This is a genomic window from Streptomyces olivaceoviridis (genome assembly GCF_014650115.1).
Classification (GTDB): Bacteria; Actinomycetota; Actinomycetes; order Streptomycetales; family Streptomycetaceae; genus Streptomyces; species Streptomyces olivaceoviridis.
In genome coordinates this window covers 206,293-223,131 of record NZ_BMUI01000009.1, presented here as the reverse complement: position 1 = coordinate 223,131, position 16,839 = coordinate 206,293, and the positions used below count along the sequence as shown (strand labels likewise).

At 71.2% G+C, this 16,839-nt stretch carries 15 protein-coding genes; 5 read left to right on the top strand and 10 right to left on the bottom strand.

The annotated features are described in order from the left end of the window. Window positions 1–30 precede the first annotated feature (30 nt). On the bottom strand, window positions 31–1,737 hold the full coding sequence (locus IE273_RS19790) for a glycerol-3-phosphate dehydrogenase/oxidase (protein ID WP_189816496.1): 1,707 nt from the start codon (window positions 1,735–1,737) through the stop codon (window positions 31–33). 281 nt (window positions 1,738–2,018) lie between these two features. Here IE273_RS19790 and IE273_RS19785 point away from each other — a divergent pair, with 281 nt between their 5' ends. Continuing rightward, on the top strand, window positions 2,019–3,227 hold the full coding sequence (locus IE273_RS19785; RefSeq protein ID WP_189816495.1) for a nucleotide sugar dehydrogenase: 1,209 nt from the start codon (window positions 2,019–2,021) through the stop codon (window positions 3,225–3,227). Window positions 3,228–3,550: 323 nt separating this feature from the next. On the opposite strand, the gene IE273_RS19780 is transcribed toward IE273_RS19785, so the two are convergent. The 4 genes from IE273_RS19780 to IE273_RS19765 form a co-directional block, all read right to left on the bottom strand. Further along, window positions 3,551–4,675: a GuaB3 family IMP dehydrogenase-related protein gene (locus IE273_RS19780; RefSeq protein WP_189816494.1), complete on the bottom strand. Its 1,125-nt coding sequence runs from the start codon at window positions 4,673–4,675 to the stop codon at window positions 3,551–3,553. Between the two features lie 135 nt (window positions 4,676–4,810). Then, window positions 4,811–6,316 carry an IMP dehydrogenase gene (gene guaB, locus IE273_RS19775; RefSeq protein ID WP_189816493.1) on the bottom strand — a complete coding sequence of 502 codons (1,506 nt, stop codon included), beginning with the start codon at window positions 6,314–6,316 and terminating at the stop codon, window positions 4,811–4,813. Between the two features lie 164 nt (window positions 6,317–6,480). Further along, window positions 6,481–7,068, bottom strand: a complete 588-nt coding sequence (locus tag IE273_RS19770) for a sigma-70 family RNA polymerase sigma factor (RefSeq protein WP_014674427.1) — start codon at window positions 7,066–7,068, stop codon at window positions 6,481–6,483. 874 nt (window positions 7,069–7,942) lie between these two features. After that, window positions 7,943–8,554: a response regulator transcription factor gene (locus tag IE273_RS19765; RefSeq protein ID WP_003948568.1), complete on the bottom strand. Its 612-nt coding sequence runs from the start codon at window positions 8,552–8,554 to the stop codon at window positions 7,943–7,945. Between the two features lie 381 nt (window positions 8,555–8,935). On the opposite strand from IE273_RS19765, the gene IE273_RS19760 reads away from it, so the two are divergent. Then, window positions 8,936–9,265, top strand: a complete 330-nt coding sequence (locus IE273_RS19760) for a WhiB family transcriptional regulator (RefSeq protein ID WP_015493322.1) — start codon at window positions 8,936–8,938, stop codon at window positions 9,263–9,265. Between the two features lie 188 nt (window positions 9,266–9,453). Here the strand turns inward: IE273_RS19760 and IE273_RS19755 are convergent, their stop codons facing one another. Then, window positions 9,454–10,368 (bottom strand): LysR family transcriptional regulator, encoded by a 915-nt coding sequence (locus IE273_RS19755; protein WP_189816492.1) that lies wholly within the window; start codon window positions 10,366–10,368, stop codon window positions 9,454–9,456. Between the two features lie 80 nt (window positions 10,369–10,448). Here IE273_RS19755 and IE273_RS19750 point away from each other — a divergent pair, with 80 nt between their 5' ends. From IE273_RS19750 to IE273_RS19740, 3 genes are all read left to right on the top strand, one after another. Next, window positions 10,449–11,120, top strand: a complete 672-nt coding sequence (locus tag IE273_RS19750; protein ID WP_189816491.1) for an MOSC domain-containing protein — start codon at window positions 10,449–10,451, stop codon at window positions 11,118–11,120. Window positions 11,121–11,191: 71 nt separating this feature from the next. Next, window positions 11,192–11,965, top strand: a complete 774-nt coding sequence (locus IE273_RS19745; RefSeq protein ID WP_189816490.1) for an SDR family NAD(P)-dependent oxidoreductase — start codon at window positions 11,192–11,194, stop codon at window positions 11,963–11,965. A 74-nt stretch (window positions 11,966–12,039) separates the two neighbouring features. Next, window positions 12,040–12,747, top strand: coding sequence for an ester cyclase (locus IE273_RS19740; protein WP_189816489.1), 708 nt, complete (start codon window positions 12,040–12,042; stop codon window positions 12,745–12,747). Between the two features lie 94 nt (window positions 12,748–12,841). On the opposite strand, the gene groL is transcribed toward IE273_RS19740, so the two are convergent. From groL to IE273_RS19720, 4 genes are all read right to left on the bottom strand, one after another. Further along, complete coding sequence (gene groL / locus IE273_RS19735; protein WP_189816488.1) at window positions 12,842–14,470, bottom strand: chaperonin GroEL; 1,629 nt, start codon at window positions 14,468–14,470, stop codon at window positions 12,842–12,844. 119 nt (window positions 14,471–14,589) lie between these two features. Next, on the bottom strand, window positions 14,590–14,898 hold the full coding sequence (gene groES / locus IE273_RS19730; protein ID WP_004955293.1) for a co-chaperone GroES: 309 nt from the start codon (window positions 14,896–14,898) through the stop codon (window positions 14,590–14,592). A 219-nt stretch (window positions 14,899–15,117) separates the two neighbouring features. Beyond that, window positions 15,118–15,930: a polysaccharide deacetylase family protein gene (locus IE273_RS19725; RefSeq protein WP_189816487.1), complete on the bottom strand. Its 813-nt coding sequence runs from the start codon at window positions 15,928–15,930 to the stop codon at window positions 15,118–15,120. Further along, on the bottom strand, window positions 15,927–16,838 hold the full coding sequence (locus IE273_RS19720; RefSeq protein WP_189816486.1) for a polysaccharide deacetylase family protein: 912 nt from the start codon (window positions 16,836–16,838) through the stop codon (window positions 15,927–15,929). Before IE273_RS19720 ends, IE273_RS19725 begins: the two co-directional genes overlap by 4 nt. Window position 16,839 lies beyond the last annotated feature (1 nt).

Below are 16,839 nucleotides of genomic sequence, written 5' to 3'. Positions count from 1 at the left end.
GCCACTCGTTCGAGTGAACGTCGGCCGCTGCTACAGCGGCACGATGTCCGGTGCGCCCAGCCTCGCGGCGTCCGCAGTGTGGTCGTCCGGCTGGAGCTGGGACTCCCGCTCGGCCTCCACCCGCTTCTCGTAGTGCTCGACCTCGCGGGCGATCTGGTCCTCGTCCCAGCCGAGGACGGGGGCCATCAGCTCGGCCGCCTCGCGGGCGCTGCGGGTGCCGCGGTCGAAGGTCTCGATGGAGATGCGGGTGCGACGCGTGAGGACGTCGTCCAGGTGCCGGGCGCCCTCGTGCGACGCGGCGTACACCACCTCGGCGCGCAGGTAGTCGTCGGCGGCGTGCAGCGGATCGCCGAGCGAGGGGTCGGCGGCGATGAGGTCCAGCACCTCCTCGGCCATCGAGCCGTACCGGTTCAGCAGGTGCTCCACGCGGACCACGTGCAGTCCGGTGCGCGCGGCGATCCGTGCTCGCGCGTTCCACAACGCCTGGTAGCCCTCCGCGCCGAGCAGCGGGGTCTCCTCCGTGACACAGTCGGCCACGCGCATGTCGAGCCCGTGCACGGCCTCGTCGACGGCGTCCTTGGCCATCACCCGGTACGTCGTGTACTTGCCGCCCGCCACGACCACCAGTCCCGGCACCGGGTGGGCGACCGTGTGCTCGCGGGACAGCTTGCTGGTGGCGTCGGACTCGCCGGCCAGCAGCGGGCGCAGCCCCGCGTACACGCCCTGTACGTCGTCGCGGCTGAGCGGCACGGCCAGCACCGAGTTGACGCGCTCCAGCAGGTAGTCGATGTCGGCGCTGGACGCGGCCGGGTGGGCCTTGTCCAGGTCCCAGTCGGTGTCGGTGGTGCCGATGATCCAGTGCCGGCCCCAGGGGATGACGAAGAGGACGGACTTCTCGGTGCGCAGGATCAGGCCGGTGGTGGAGTGGACGCGGTCCTTGGGCACGACCAGGTGGATGCCCTTGGAGGCGCGGACGTGGAACCGGCCGCGCTCGCCGACCATGGCCTGCGTGTCGTCGGTCCACACACCGGTGGCGTTGACGACCTGCTGGGCGTGGATCTCGTACTCCCCGCCGGCCTCCACGTCCTGCACCCGGGCGCCGACGACCCGCTCCCCCTCGCGCAGGAACCCGGTCACGCGCGCGCGGTTGGCCACCTTCGCGCCGTAGGACGCGGCCGTGCGCACCAGGGCGGCGACGAAGCGGGCGTCGTCCACCTGGGCGTCGTAGTACTGGAGGGCGCCGACCAGGGCGTCCTTCTTCAGGCAGGGGGCCACCCGCAGGGCGTGGCGGCGGGTGAGGTGGCGATGCACGGGCAGGCCCCGACCGTGGCCGCGGGCCATCGACATCGCGTCGTACAGCGCGACGCCCGAGCCCGCGTACAGCCGCTCCCAGCCCTTGTGCTGGAGCGGGTAGAGGAACGGGACCGGCTTGACCAGGTGCGGGGCGAGGCGCTCCAGCAGCAGTCCGCGCTCCTTGAGGGCCTCGCGGACCAGGGCGAAGTCGAGCATCTCCAGATAGCGCAGGCCGCCGTGTATCAGCTTGCTGGACCGGCTGGAGGTGCCCGACGCCCAGTCGCGGGCCTCGACCAGGCCGGTGGACAGGCCACGCGTGACGGCGTCCAGCGCGGTACCGGCGCCCACCACTCCGCCGCCGACCACCAGCACGTCCAGCTCGCGCTCCGCCATCGCCGCCAGTGCCCCGGCGCGCTGCGCCGGCCCCAGAGTCGCTGTCCTCACCGCTGCCTCCCGCTGTCGCAGACTCGCTCGCGTCGGCCGCACCCGGTGGGCGAAGCCCGGTTCATCCCCTCCTCATGCCCAAATTCTGACCGGGCTGCCCGACTTCAGCCACCACGGGCTCCCACCCTGTGGACAACTTGCGCACAACCCTGGGAAGACACACAAACACAATCACACATAACGGTCATATATGTACCTAGTCTGACAGTGCACTCGCTCGTCTTCTCCACAGCGGTTGCGCACCTGTCCCGCTTCGGCTACTGGGAAGGACGGCCCACTCCATGCCCGCAGACCTCGCCGTCATCGGACTCGGTCCCTACGGCTTGCCGCTCGCCCAGGCCGCCGTCGCCGCCGGTATCCCCACCGTCGGCTATGCCACCGGCCCCGAGGCCGGCTCACTCAGCCCCGCGGAGCTGCGCCGGATGCACTCCGCCGGATTCCGCCCCGTCACCGACCCCGCCCAGCTCGGCCGGGTGCGCACCGCGGTGATCTGCGCGCCCACCCCGCGCGGCGCCGACGGCGGACTCGACCTCGGCCAGGTCGAGGCTGCCGCCCGCACCCTGGCCGCGCGGCTCCGCCCGCACACCACGGTCATCCTGGAGTCGCCGGTGCTCCCGGGGACCACGGAGGAGTTCCTGCGCCCGCTGCTGGAGCAGGGCTCGGGGCTGCGCGCCGGCCGCGACTTCCACCTCGCCTACTCCCCCAGCCGGGTCGACCCCGGCAGCCGCGACCACACCCCCGCGAGCACCCCCAAGGTCATCGGTGGCCTCACCCCCGCCTGCACCGAGTCGGCCGCCGCGTTCTACGGCCGGCTCACCGACAAGGTGGTACGCGCGCGTGGGCTGCGCGAGGCGGAGACCGTGCAACTGCTGGAGACCAACTTCCGGCACGTCAACATCGCGCTCGTCAACGAGATGGCCGTCCTCTGCCACGAACTGGGTGTCGACCTGTGGGACGTCATCCGGTGCGCGGAGACCAAGCCCTTCGGCTTCCAGGCGTTCCGGCCCGGTCCGGGCGTCGGCGGACACGGGGTCCCGCTGGACCTCACCGGGCACGCGACCCGCACCCTGCGCATGGTCGAGCTGGCCCAGCAGGTCAACAGCCGGATGCCCCGGTACGTCGTCCAGCGCGCCGCCACGCTCCTGAACGAACACGGCAAGTCCGCGCGGGGGGCGCGCGTGCTACTCCTCGGCGTCACGTACAAGCCGGACCTCGCCGACCAGCAGGGCACCCCGGCCCAGGAGATCGCCGTACGGCTGATGGGGCTGGGCGCGGCCGTGAGCTACCACGACCCGTACGTGCCCGAGTGGAGCGTCCTGGACCGGCCCGTGCCGCGCGCGGACTCCCTGTACGAGGCGGCGGCCGACGCCGACCTCACGATCCTGCTCCAGCAGCACCGGACGTACGACTTGCAGGGACTCTCGGTGAAGGCCCAGTTGCTGCTGGACACACGGGGGGCCACGCCCACGGGGGCGGCGCATCGGTTGTGAAGGGGGGCGCGTGGAGGTGCCGGGGCTGGGGGTTGGTGGCGTGGGGAATTCGGCGCCGGTACCTTGGGATCAGGTGGAGCCCACCGCAGGGGTCACTGCGGCAGGCTCCTGGAAGTGATCGGAGTGTCCACCCCTATTCCGTGTGGGGGTGGCCGCTCACTTCCCGTAGATCCACACCACATTCGCCGCGAACGCAACCGCGCGCCCCCTTTCGTGTAACGCGCGCCCCTTCAGGCGCACTTGACCACGCCTGGGCATGCGGAAGGGCCGGTCGTCCGCCGCGGATGACCGGCCCTTCCGGCGTCGTGCGACCGCTCCGGCGACTACCGCCGGTGCTGGCTGTCCGCCACCGTCACCTCGACCCGCTGGAACTCCTTCAGCTCGCTGTAGCCGGTGGTGGCCATCGCGCGGCGCAGGGCGCCGAAGAAGTTCATCGAGCCGTCCGGGGTGTGGGACGGGCCGGTGAGGATCTCCTCGACCGTGCCGACCGTGCCGAGGTCGACCTTCTGGCCCCGGGGCAGTTCCTCGTTGACCGCCTCCATGCCCCAGTGGTGGCCCTTGCCGGGCGCGTCCGTGCCCCGGGCCAGCGGGGAGCCCATCATCACGGCGTCGGCGCCGCAGGCGATGGCCTTGGGCAGGTCGCCGGACCAGCCGACACCGCCGTCCGCGATCACGTGTACGTACCGGCCGCCGGACTCGTCCATGTAGTCACGGCGGGCCGCGGCCACGTCGGCGACGGCCGTGGCCATCGGGACCTGGATGCCGAGGACGTTGCGCGTGGTGTGCGCGGCGCCGCCGCCGAAGCCGACGAGGACACCCGCGGCACCCGTGCGCATCAGGTGCAGGGCCGCCGTGTACGTGGCGCAGCCGCCGACGATCACCGGAACGTCCAGCTCGTAGATGAACTGCTTCAGGTTCAGCGGCTCGTGCGAGGACGACACGTGCTCCGCCGAGACCGTCGTACCCCGGATGACGAAGATGTCCACGCCCGCGTCCACGACCGCCTTGGAGAACTGGGCGGTGCGCTGCGGGGAGAGCGCGGCGGCGGTGACCACGCCGGAGTCGCGCACCTCCTTGATGCGGGCGCCGATCAGCTCCTCCTTGATCGGTGCCGCGTAGATCTCCTGGAGGCGGCGCGTCGCCTGCTCGGCGGGCAGCTCGGCGATCTCGTCCAGCAGCGGCTGCGGGTCCTCGTACCGCGTCCACAGGCCTTCCAGGTTGAGCACGCCGAGGCCGCCCAGCTCACCGATGCGGATCGCGGTGGCCGGGGAGACCACGGAGTCCATGGGGGCGGCCAGGAACGGCAGCTCGAAGCGGTAGGCGTCGATCTGCCAGGCGATCGAGACCTCCTTCGGGTCCCGCGTACGGCGGCTGGGGACGACGGCGATGTCGTCGAAGGCGTACGCCCGGCGGCCGCGCTTGCCGCGCCCGATCTCGATCTCAGTCACGTTGGTGGCCTTTCCCTATGCGTTGCAGCGCCTTCCAGTATCGCCGACGGGTACGACAACGGCGGCCCCGGATGCTCCGGGACCGCCGTGGGACGAGCCTCACGCGCGCGTGGGCGTCACTTCTCGCCGCTGTGGTTACTTCTTGCTGCTGTAGTTCGGCGCCTCGACCGTCATCTGGATGTCGTGCGGGTGGCTCTCCTTCAGGCCCGCCGAGGTGATCCGCACGAACCGGCCCTTGGACTCCATCTCCTCGATGGTGGCGGCGCCGACGTAGCCCATGGTCTGGCGCAGGCCGCCGACGAGCTGGTGCAGCACGTTGGCGAGCGGGCCGCGGTAGGGCACCTGGCCCTCGACGCCCTCGGGCACGAGCTTCTCGTCGGCGGTGACGTCGGCCTGGAAGTAGCGGTCCTTCGAGTACGACTTGCCCTGGCCGCGCGACTGCATGGCGCCCAGCGAGCCCATGCCGCGGTACGACTTGAACTGCTTGCCGTTGATGAAGAGCAGCTCGCCCGGGGACTCCTCGCAGCCGGCGAGGAGGCTGCCCAGCATCACCGTGTCGGCGCCGGCGGCCAGCGCCTTGCCGATGTCGCCGGAGTACTGCAGGCCGCCGTCGCCGATCAGCGGGACGCCGGCGGGACGGGCCGCGAGGGACGCCTCGTAGATGGCGGTGACCTGGGGGACACCGATACCGGCGACGACACGGGTGGTGCAGATGGAGCCCGGGCCCACGCCCACCTTGATGCCGTCCACACCGGCGTCGATCAGCGCCTGGGCGCCGTCACGCGTGGCGACGTTGCCGCCGACCACGTCGACGTTCACGCTCGACTTGATCTTCGACATCCAGCTCAGGGCGTTGCTGTTGTGGCCGTGCGAGGTGTCGACGACCAGGAAGTCCACACCGGCGGCGGCGAGCGCCTGGGCGCGCTCCAGCGCCTCCGGGCTGGCGCCGACCGCGGCACCGACGAGCAGCCGGCCCTCGGCGTCCTTCGCGGCGTTGGGGTACTTCTCGGCCTTGACGAAGTCCTTGACCGTGATCAGGCCCTTGAGGACGCCCTCGCCGTCCACCAGCGGCAGCTTCTCGATCTTGTGCTTGCGCAGCAGCTCCATGGCCTCGGGGCCGGAGATGCCCACGTTTCCGGTGACCAGCGGCATCGGGGTCATGACCTCGTGCACGCGCCGGGTGCGGTCGCTCTCGAAGGCCATGTCCCGGTTGGTCACGATGCCGAGGAGCTTGCCGGCCGGATCGGTGACCGGGACGCCGCTGATGCGGAACTTCGCGCACAGGGCGTCCGCCTCGGCAAGCGTGGCCTCCGGGTGCACCGTGATCGGGTCGGTGACCATGCCGGACTCCGACCGCTTGACCAGGTCGACCTGGTTGACCTGGTCCTCGATGGAGAGGTTGCGGTGCAGGACGCCGACGCCGCCCAGCCGGGCCATCGCGATGGCCATGCGGGACTCGGTCACCTTGTCCATCGCGGCCGACAGCAGCGGGATGTTCACCCGGACGTTGCGGGAGATGCGGGACGAGGTGTCGACCGCGTTGGGGAGCACCTCGGATGCGCCCGGCAGCAGCAGCACGTCGTCGTAGGTCAGCCCGAGTGTCGCGAATTTACCGGGCACTCCGTCGACGTTTGCAGTCATGACACCTTCCCCAAATGGCCTTGATCGGTGCGGATGTCCATGCTAACGGGAAGCGTCGCTAGCAAATTCCACGGTACGGGGTCACCTCAGGCTTCGTATGTTCGTACGGAAACGGCGGCGTACCTGTTCAGCGCGGAAGCTACTCCAGGCTCCGCGCAGGGGGTTCACTGTTCGGCGAGCGCCCTCAGGCGGCTCAGGGCCCGGTGCTGGGCCACGCGGACCGCGCCGGGTGACATTCCCAACATCTGCCCCGTCTCCTCCGCGGTCAAGCCCACGGCGATGCGCAGCAGGAGCAGTTCGCGCTGGTTCTCGGGGAGGTTGGCCAGCAGTTTCTTCGCCCACTCGGCGTCGCTGCTGAGCAGGGCGCGCTCCTCGGGGCCGAGGGAGTCGTCGGGCCGCTCGGGCATCTCGTCGGACGGCACCGCGGTCGATCCCGGGTGGCGCATCGCCGCCCGCTGGAGGTCGGCGACCTTGTGGGAGGCGATGGCGAAGACGAACGCCTCGAAGGGGCGGCCGGTGTCGCGGTAGCGGGGCAGGGCGAGGAGGACAGCCACGCAGACCTCCTGGGCGAGGTCCTCCACGAAGTGGCGTGCGTCGCCGGGCAGCCGGGACAGCCGGGTGCGGCAGTAGCGCAGCGCCAGGGGGTGGACACGGGCGAGCAGATCGTGCGTGGCCTGCTCGTCCCCGTCGACGGCACGATGGACGAGCGCACCGATCGCCCCGTGGGCCGTGCCCGCCTCGTCGTCGCGCATCGGTCCATGGTGCCTTGCGGCCGTCCGGTCCGTCGCATCGTGCTCGTGGTTGTGCACCGAAGCGTTATGAGCAGGTGCGCCGGCACTCATTCCCTGCGCCCTCCCCTTCCGCTCGACCGACTCGTCCCCGAGAGACTCCACACCCTCAAGGATGCGGCATCCGCGCCGAAACGAGCAGCGCGCGTCCGGCGGGCCGTCGTACACGCGCCACTCGGGGCGTTCGGCGGGGTGGTGCGCCGGAGTGGTCACGCGCCGCGTTCCGCACCGTTGTGCGCCGGGGCGGTTGCCCGTCGACGCGTTCCACCGGCGGGCGAGCCCGCCTGCCGACTTCCGCGGCGTCCACCGCCGACTTCTGTGGCGTCCGCCACCGACTTCCACGACGTCCGCCGCCGACTCGTACGACGTTCGCCGCCGACTTGTACGACGATTCACCGCCGACTCGTACGACGTTCGCCGCCGACTTGTACGACGTTCGCCGCCGACTTGTACGACGATTCACCGCCGGTCTCCACGGCGGCTCGCCCGCCGGTGCGAAACCCGGACGGTTGACGCAGCCGGGGTGATCAGGGCGGACCGGGATGACCGGAATCACCCGGACAGCCCCGTCCGTCCGCCGAACGGCACGGCAGCAACGGCACCGCAGCAACGGCACGGTGGCCCGGCGCGCCACCGCCCGTACGACCAGCGCCCCGCACGGCGTCCGCCCGCACACCACCGGCGGGCGCCACGCCCCGGGGGCACACGAGACCAGGGGTACCGGGGCACACCCAGCCGCCCTCGACGAGCGCGGTCGGCCGCCCACCACACGGCAGCCGCGGGCACGGACGGCACCGGAAGGCCCCGGCGCCGAGCGGCCCGCCCGGCTTCGCGGTCGCTAGCGGACCAGTCCCCAGCGGAAGCCGAGGGCCACCGCGTGCGCCCGGTCCGAGGCGCCGAGCTTCTTGAACAGGCGCCGGGCGTGCGTCTTGACGGTGTCCTCGGAGAGGAACAGCTCGCGGCCGATCTCGGCGTTCGAGCGGCCGTGGCTCATGCCCTCCAGCACCTGGATCTCACGCGCGGTGAGCGTGGGCGCGGCGCCCATCTCCGCCGAGCGCAGCCGGCGCGGGGCGAGTCGCCAGGTGGGGTCGGCCAGCGCCTGGGTCACCGTGGCGCGCAACTCCGCGCGCGAGGCGTCCTTGTGCAGGTATCCCCGGGCACCGGCGGCGACGGCGAGGGCCACCCCGTCGAGGTCCTCGGCGACGGTGAGCATGATGATGCGCGCGCCCGGATCGGCGGACAGCAGCCGGCGCACGGTCTCGACGCCGCCCAGGCCGGGCATGCGCACATCCATCAGGATGAGGTCGGAGCGGTCGGCGCCCCAGCGGCGGAGGACTTCCTCGCCGTTGGCCGCCGTCGTCACGCGCTCGACACCGGGCACGGTCGCGACCGCGCGGCGGAGCGCTTCTCGGGCAAGCGGGGAGTCGTCGCAGACGAGGACGGATGTCATGACCGCCCTCCGCAGCTGATGCGCGTCACCTTGAGCCTCCAGGCTGGTACGGAATCGTCACCTGTGCGGTCGACCGTCTCGGACGCCTGCCCGAGCGCTTGTTTTCTCAACCGCATCCGCACTCTCAACGACGGTCACTCGAAAGAGTTACGGGCCCGCGTGCCGTCTTCGGCACTCTACGTGAGGGCATCGACACGGTGCAGACATGCTCGACGGACCCACAACTTTTCATCACAACCTATGCCCCATTCGGCCCTTTTTCTTCCCGTTTCGCAGTGTCCGGGGCTAGATTCGCAATGAGTCATATTTTCATCTCCTTAGACCGGAGATGTACGGTCGTTGGCACCGTATCCGCCCAGAACGGCGACAAGGGGTCACGTAATGGCAGATTTCTCCCGCCTTCCCGGACCGAACGCGGACCTGTGGGACTGGCAGCTGCTGGCTGCCTGCCGCGGGGTGGACAGCTCGCTCTTCTTCCACCCGGAGGGCGAGCGCGGGGCGGCTCGGAGCGCTCGCGAGAACTCGGCCAAAGAGGTCTGCATGAGGTGCCCGGTCCGTGCGGAGTGCGCGGCGCACGCGCTGGCGGTGCGCGAGCCGTACGGCGTCTGGGGCGGCCTGACCGAGGACGAGCGTGAGGAGTTGATGGGGCGGGCACGCAACCGCCTGGTGGCGGCCTCGACCACCAGCGGGGACACCGCTTCGGAGCACTGAAGGAACGTTTCTGCGTCATCATCGGCAAAACATCCGCTTCCTTACCGGGCACGCACGCGCGTGCCCGTGCCTCGTCCGGGCGGCCCCCTCGCCTCCGCGTCGCCTCTCGTCTCCGCGACGCCCCTCGTCCCCGTAACGCCCCTCGCCTCCGCGACGGCCCCGCGGCTCCGTGACCCCCTCTTCTGCGGCTAGACCTGGCCGCGCCCTGCCGCCCGCGCCGCCCGCGCCAGCTGCTCCAGCGTGGCCGACACCGCCGGCACCTGGGCCAGGTCGGGCAGGGTGAGGGCGACGATCTCCCGCCGTACCGCCGGTTCCAGCCGTACCGTGCGCACGCCCCGCGGCCGTACCGACTCCACGGCCAGCTGGGGCAGGACGGCGACGCCCAGGCCGGCGCCGACCAGGCCGATCACGGCCGGATAGTCGTCGGTGGCGAAGTCGATGCGCGGGGTGAACCCGGCCCCCTCGCACACTTCGACCAGCTGGCCGCGGCAGCGCGGGCAGCCCGCGATCCAGGGCTCGTGGGCCAGCTCGCCGATGGCGACGCTGTCCGCGCGCGCGAGCCGGTGCCGTTCGGGCACCAGGGCGACCAGGCGGTCCGTCAGCAGGGGGCGCACGACGAGGTCGTCCCAGTCCTCGGCGACCGCCGCCCCCTCGTAGCGGAAGGCCAGGGCCAGGTCGCAGTCGCCTTCGCGGAGCAGTTCCACGGACCTCGGCGGTTCGGCCTCCTCCAGGGAGACGCGGGTGCCGGGGTGGCCCGCGCGCAGGGCGGCCAGGGCGGTGGGGACCAGGGTGGAGCTGCCGCTGGGGAAGGAGACCAGCCGGACCCGGCCCGCGCGCAGGCCGGCGATGGCGGCGACCTCCTCCTCGGCCGCGGTGAGCCCGGCGAGGATGCCGGAGGCGTGCCGGACCAGGGCCTCACCGGCCTGGGTCAGGCGCATCTCGCGCCCGGTGCGGACCAGCAGCGGGGTGCCGACCGAGGCTTCCAGGGCCTTCATCTGCTGGCTGACGGCGGGCTGGGTGCAGCCCAGCTGGCGTGCGGCCGCCGAGAAGGAACCGGTGGTGGCGACGGCGCGCAGGACACGGAGATGACGGGCCTCGATCACCCGACGAGCATAAGGCAGCCTTGGAAGGAGTGCCGGATAATGCGTCGACGCTTTGGGCCCGGATCGCTTACCGTGCCGGGATGAAGCTTCTCTCGGTCAATCTGGGCCGGCCCCGGCAGGTGCCCTACACGAACCAGCCGGACGGCCTCACCGGCATAGACAAGCACCCGGCCGACGGCCCGGTGCCGGTGGCGGCGCCCGGACCCAAGGGCGTCGGCGCGGGCGGGCTCGCCGGGGACGCGGTGTGCGACACGCGCTACCACGGCGGGGACGAACAGGCGGTGTACGCGTACGCCCGGGAGGACCTCGACGCCTGGGAGCGCGAACTCGGCAGATCGTTGGCCAACGGGTGCTTCGGCGAGAACCTCACGACGGACGGTCTGGACGTCTCCGGGGCGCTGATCGGAGAGCGCTGGCGGATCGGTCCCACCGTCGTACTGGAAGTGACCTCCGGCCGCATTCCGTGCGCCACCTTCCAGGGCCATCTGGGCGAGCGCGGCTGGGTCAGGAGATTCACGCAGAAGGGCGCAACGGGTGCCTACCTCCGGGTGATCGAGCCGGGTGAGATCCGGGCGGGCGATCCGGTCGAGATCGTGCACCGGCCGGACCACGGCGTGACGGCGTCGATGCAGTTCCGCGCGGTCACCACCGAGCGGGAGCTGCTGCCCCGGCTGCTCGCGGCGGGCACGGCGCTGCACTCCGAGACGCTGGCGAAGGCCCGGGCGTACGTGGCCGAGCACGGAGTCCGGTAACCCGCCGGCAGAGCACCGGGCACGGCGCGCGGACCGCTGAGGCTGTCGGTCCGGGTCACTACGCTTGGGCCATGACAACGGCTCTGATTACGGGATCGACCGCGGGGATCGGTGCCGCGTTCGCGCGGCGGCTGGCGGCTGACGGGCATGACCTCGTCCTGGTCGCGCGGGACACCAAGCGGCTGCGCGAGCAGGCGACGGAACTGCACGACCGGCACGGCATCGAGGTGGAGGTGCTGACCGCCGACCTGGCGCAGGACAAGGGCATCGAGACGGTGGCCGACCGGCTCGGCGACCGAAAGAACCCGGTCGACCTGCTGGTCAACAACGCCGGCTTCGGCAACAAGGGCCGCTATCTGGAGGTACCGATGGCGGACGAGCTGCGGATGCTCAAGGTGCACTGCGAGGCGGTGCTCCGGCTGACGTCGGCGGCGGCCGAGGCGATGCGCGAGCGCGGCCGGGGCGGGGTGGTGAACGTCGCCTCGGTGGCCGCGTTCGTCCCGCGCGGCACCTACGGCGCGTCCAAGGCGTGGGTCGTGCAGTTCACCCAGGGCGCGGCCAAGGACCTGGCCGGCAGCGGGGTCCGGCTGATGGCGCTGTGCCCGGGGTTCGTGCGCACCGAGTTCCACCAGCGGGCCGGGATGGGCACGGACAACATCCCGGGCTGGATGTGGCTGGACGCCGACAAGCTGGTCGCGGCGGCCCTGTCCGACCTCGCGCGTGGCAAGACGCTGTCCATCCCCGACCCCCGGTACAAGGCGCTGATGGGGCTGGTGAAGGTGGCGCCGCGCGGGCTGCTGGGCGGGGTCAGCTCCCGGACCGGGCGCAAGTACGGGCCGCGGTAGCGGGCGGGTGGCGCCGCCGTCCCGGTGGGAAAATGGGCGGGACGGTACCGGACCAGGGGGGCCGGAGGCGGCGCATGACCTTCGTACAGCTCATCGAGTGCAGGACGAGCCGGCTGGACGAGATGAACCGGCTCATGGACGACTGGGTCCAGCAGACCAAGGGCAGGCGGACGGCGACGCACGCGGTGATGGGCACGGACCGCTCGGACGCCTCGCACGTCGTCGAAGTGGTGGAGTTCCCGTCGTACGAGGACGCGATGCGGAACTCGAACCTCCCGGAGACCGACCGGATCTTCCGGGGGCTGGTCGCGCTGTGCGACGAGATGCCGACGTTCATCGACCTGGACGTCGTACGGGACGAGAGCCTGTCCGAGGGCATGGTGCGCTCGTTCTTCGAGGCGCTGTGCACCGAGGGCGAGCTGCCGCCGCTCAACGGCCTGCTGGACGAGGACATCCACAGCCATGATCCGATGAACCCGCAGGACACCATCGGGCTGGACAACGTCCGCGCCGAGTTCCGGATGTGGCGCGGCGCCTTCGACTTCGCGTTCACGGTCGAGGATGTGCTCACGCAGGGCGACCGGGCCTGCGCGCGGTGGACCTGGTACGCCACGCACCAGGGCGATTTCCTGGGGATCGCGTCCACCGGCAGGCAGGTCACCATGACCGGGATGGCGCTGTTCCGGTTCGGCGACAACGGCAAGATCGCCGAGCTGTGGTGGCAGCACGACCAGCTCGGGCTGATGCAGCAACTGGGCGCGCTCGACGCGTTGGAGCAGTAGCCGCTTCGGAGCAGCGGCCGCTTGGGAGCAGCGGACAGGGCGAAGGCCCGGCCCCCTCACCGGGGTGCCGGGCCTTCACTCAAGAGCGCTGGGCTCAGTGCGCGTGGCCGTGGCTGTGGCCGTGGCCCGCGGCCTCCGGCTCCTCTTCCTTCTTCTCGACGACCAGGGTCTCGGTCGTGAGCAGCAGGGAGGCGATGGAGGCGGCGTTCTCCAGGGCGGAGCGGGTGACCTTGACCGGGTCGATGACGCCGGCCTTGATCAGGTCGCCGTACTCGCCGGTGGCGGCGTTGTAGCCCTGCCCCTTGTCCAGGTCCTTGACCTTGGACACGATGACGTAGCCCTCCTGGCCGGCGTTCTCGCCGATCCAGCGCAGCGGCTCGACCACGGCGTTGCGGACCACGGAGACACCGGTGGCCTCGTCGCCGGACTTGTCGAGGTTGCCGTCGAGCACCTTGGAGGCGTGGACCAGGGCGGAGCCACCACCGGAGACGATGCCCTCCTCGACCGCGGCGCGGGTCGCGGAGATGGCGTCCTCCAGACGGTGCTTCTTCTCCTTCAGCTCCACCTCGGTGGCGGCGCCGACCTTGATCACGCACACGCCGCCGGCCAGCTTGGCGAGGCGCTCCTGGAGCTTCTCGCGGTCCCAGTCGGAGTCGGTGTTCTCGATCTCGGCCTTGATCTGGGCGACGCGGCCCTGCACGTCCTCGGACTTGCCGGCGCCGTCGACGATCGTGGTGTCGTCCTTGGTGACGGTGACGCGGCGGGCGGAGCCGAGCACGTCGAGGCCGACCTGGTCGATCTTGAGACCGACCTCCTCGGAGATGACGGTGGCGCCGGTGAGGACGGCCATGTCCTGGAGCATCGCCTTGCGGCGGTCGCCGAAGCCGGGGGCCTTCACCGCGACGGCGTTGAAGGTGCCGCGGATCTTGTTGACGACCAGGGTCGACAGGGCCTCGCCCTCGACGTCCTCGGCGATGATCAGCAGCGGCTTGGAGGAGCCGGCCTGGATGACCTTCTCCAGCAGCGGCAGCAGGTCGGCGATGGCGGCGATCTTGCCCTGGTTGATGAGGATGTAGGGGTCCTCCAGGACGGCCTCCATGCGCTCCTGGTCCGTCACGAAGTACGGCGACAGGTAGCCCTTGTCGAAGGCCATGCCCTCGGTGAAGTCCAGCTCCAGGCCGAAGGTGTTGGACTCCTCGACGGTGATGACACCGTCCTTGCCGACCTTGTCCATCGCCTCGGCGATCAGCTCGCCGACCTGCTGGTCCTGGGCGGACAGCGCGGCGACGGCGGCGATGTCGGACTTCTCGTCGATCGGGCGGGCCGAGGCGAGCAGGTCCTCGGAGACGGCCTTGACCGCGGCGTCGATGCCCTTCTTCAGGGCGGCCGGGGAGGCACCGGCGGCGACGTTCTTCAGGCCCTCGCGGACCAGCGCCTGGGCGAGGACCGTGGCGGTGGTGGTGCCGTCACCAGCGATGTCGTTGGTCTTGGTCGCCACCTCCTTCACCAGCTGCGCGCCGAGGTTCTCGTACGGGTCCTCGATCTCGACCTCACGGGCGATCGTGACACCGTCGTTGGTGATGGTGGGCGCGCCGAACTTCTTGTCGATGACGACGTTGCGGCCACGGGGACCGATCGTCACCTTCACGGTGTCGGCAAGCTTGTTGACGCCGCGCTCAAGGGCGCGACGGGCGTCCTCGTCGAACTTCAGGATCTTCGCCATGACAGCGGGAGCCCTCTCGGAAATCTGTGGGTGAAAAGACGCTGCGCCCCGGGCGCCCGGCTTCTTATCGGTCGCGGGGGCCAGGGGCGCAGCTCAAAGCGGAGAGTCGCTTGAGGTGATTACTTCTCGATGATCGCGAGGACGTCGCGAGCCGAGAGGACGAGGTACTCGTCGCCGTTGTACTTCACCTCGGTGCCGCCGTACTTGCTGTACAGCACGACGTCGCCGACCTTGACGTCGAGCGGCAGACGCTCGCCGTTCTCGAACCGGCCCGGGCCCACGGCGAGGACGGCGCCCTCCTGGGGCTTCTCCTTCGCGGTGTCCGGGATGACCAGGCCAGAGGCCGTGGTCTGCTCGGCGTCCAGCGGCTGGACCACGATGCGGTCCTCGAGCGGCTTGATGGCAACCTTGGAGCTGGCGGTCGTCACGATCCGACCTCCCCCTTCGGAGATCTCACGGGGTTAACTGTCTGAGGTGGCGACCAGGTCGATCCGTCGTCGCGGGTGCCGGACCTGCCCGTCGCGTTTGTCTGGCACTCTCCAGGGGGGAGTGCCAGAGCCGAGACTATGACCGCGATTAGCACTCGGTCAAGCGGAGTGCCAATTGACCGCGGCGCGTCGGCCGGAATCGCGGTGTGCGGCCGGCCCTCACAGGTAGTCCTCAAGGCGCCCGACCGTCAGCCCCCGCCCCTGCGCCTCCCTCAGCACACCTGCCGTGCGTCTCCACAGGGCCGGCCCCCTCGACTCGTCGGGGCCCACCAGGACGATGTCGCCGGGGCCCAGGTGGTGGGGGCCGTGGGTGTAGGCGAGGCCGGCCGGGGTCAGGGCGGCGCGCCACAGGACGAGCGCGGAGATGCCGCAGTCGGCCGCCGCGCGCCGGGTGGTGCGGTCGTGGGAACCGTAGGGCGGGCGGAAGAGGCGGGGGCGGACGCCGAGCGCGGTGCGGAGGCGGTCCTGCTGGCCGCAGATCTCGGCGCGCTGGCCGGCGTACGGCAGTCCGGCCGGGGCCCGGTGGTCGACGGTGTGGTTCTCGATGCCGGCGCCGAGGGCGCGCAGCCGGGCGAAGTGGCCGTAGCCGGGGGCGGCGACGCTGTCGGTGAGGAACAGGGTGACCGGCAGCCGGAGTTCGCGGACCATGTCGACGAAGCGGGGGTCCCGCTCGGCGCCGTCGTCGTAGGTGAGGAAGACGACGGGGTCGCGGGTGGGGACGCGGTCGACCACGGGGGGCGGGGCGCCGGTCCGCTGGTGCTCGGCGAGCGGGCGGGCCGGGTGCACCGGGGAGCGGGCGAGGGGCCGGGTCAGGCCCCACGCGCGGTAGCGGTGGTCGGGGGCGGTGGTGTGCGGGCGTACCCCTTCGGCGGCCTTCTTGCCGAGGCGTTCGATGGGGTCGACGGACTGGGCGCAGCCCGTCAGGAGCAGGGCCGCGGCGAGGGCCGCGGCCGGGCCCCGAGCCCGCCTCACAGGTAGTCCTCCAGGCGGGCCACGGCGTAGCCCTCGCGCGTGACCTTGTTCAGGAAGCGGCGCATGTCGTCCACCATCGTGCCGTCCCAGTCGTCCCGGCCGCGGAAGTGGGTGAGGACGATGTCGCCGCGGCGCAGCCGCTTGTCGTCCTCGCGGTACTCCCAGTGGTCGACGAAGACCTCCTCGTTCCAGATCGGCGCGTACCTGATGCCGCATTCCTTCGCGGCGACCAGGGTGTCCTGGTTGTAGTTGCCGTAGGGGGGACGGAAGACGGTGGGCGCCTTGCCGAACTGCTTCTTCATGACGGCCTGCATGCCGCAGATCTCGTCCTTCTGCTCCTCGTAGGACAGGCCCGGCAGGTAGGGGTGGTGCAGGGTGTGGTTGTTGAGGGTGTTGCCGTAGGACCGCATCTTCCGGAAGTAGGCGTAGTCGTCCTTGACCAGGTAGTCGCTGAGGAACGCGGTGTACGGGATCTTGAGCTCGCGCATCATGGCGAGGAACCGCGGGTCCTTCTCGGCGCCGTCGTCGATCGTCAGGAACACGACCTTGTCGCGGGTGGGGACCGTGGTGAAGACGGGGGGCAGGTTCCAGTCCTCCTGGTGGTCCACCTCGAATCCGTCGCGGGCGGCGATCCTCGGCTTCGCCGCGGGGGGCGGCGGAGGTGTGAGCGGGACCTGGTCCAGCCCCCAGCGCCGGGCGGCGGCGGCCAGCCGGGCATGCTCGGCGGCCCGGCGCGCCGCCGGATCCTGGGGCTTGGCGGGGCCGCCGTGGCCGGAGGCGCTGCGCACGGACTCGGGCCCGGCGCAGGCGGAGAGCAGGGTGGCGGCGGCCAGCGCGGCGGCTCCGCCCCCGAGGGCCAGCCGCCGGAAACGAGTCCGACTTTTGTCATTTTGTACTACTGCTCGCATG

What these genes read in the sequence shown, in the direction of transcription:
- IE273_RS19785 (WP_189816495.1), top strand. Translation starts at nt 2,019, where the DNA reads ATGCCCGCAGACCTCGCCGTCATCGGACTCGGTCCCTACGGCTTGCCG.
- guaB (WP_189816493.1), bottom strand. Translation starts at nt 6,316, where the DNA reads ATGACTGCAAACGTCGACGGAGTGCCCGGTAAATTCGCGACACTCGGG.
- IE273_RS19770 (WP_014674427.1), bottom strand. Translation starts at nt 7,068, where the DNA reads ATGCGCGACGACGAGGCGGGCACGGCCCACGGGGCGATCGGTGCGCTC.
- IE273_RS19765 (WP_003948568.1), bottom strand. Translation starts at nt 8,554, where the DNA reads ATGACATCCGTCCTCGTCTGCGACGACTCCCCGCTTGCCCGAGAAGCG.
- IE273_RS19760 (WP_015493322.1), top strand. Translation starts at nt 8,936, where the DNA reads ATGGCAGATTTCTCCCGCCTTCCCGGACCGAACGCGGACCTGTGGGAC.
- IE273_RS19750 (WP_189816491.1), top strand. Translation starts at nt 10,449, where the DNA reads ATGAAGCTTCTCTCGGTCAATCTGGGCCGGCCCCGGCAGGTGCCCTAC.
- IE273_RS19745 (WP_189816490.1), top strand. Translation starts at nt 11,192, where the DNA reads ATGACAACGGCTCTGATTACGGGATCGACCGCGGGGATCGGTGCCGCG.
- IE273_RS19740 (WP_189816489.1), top strand. Translation starts at nt 12,040, where the DNA reads ATGACCTTCGTACAGCTCATCGAGTGCAGGACGAGCCGGCTGGACGAG.
- groL (WP_189816488.1), bottom strand. Translation starts at nt 14,470, where the DNA reads ATGGCGAAGATCCTGAAGTTCGACGAGGACGCCCGTCGCGCCCTTGAG.
- IE273_RS19720 (WP_189816486.1), bottom strand. Translation starts at nt 16,838, where the DNA reads ATGCGAGCAGTAGTACAAAATGACAAAAGTCGGACTCGTTTCCGGCGG.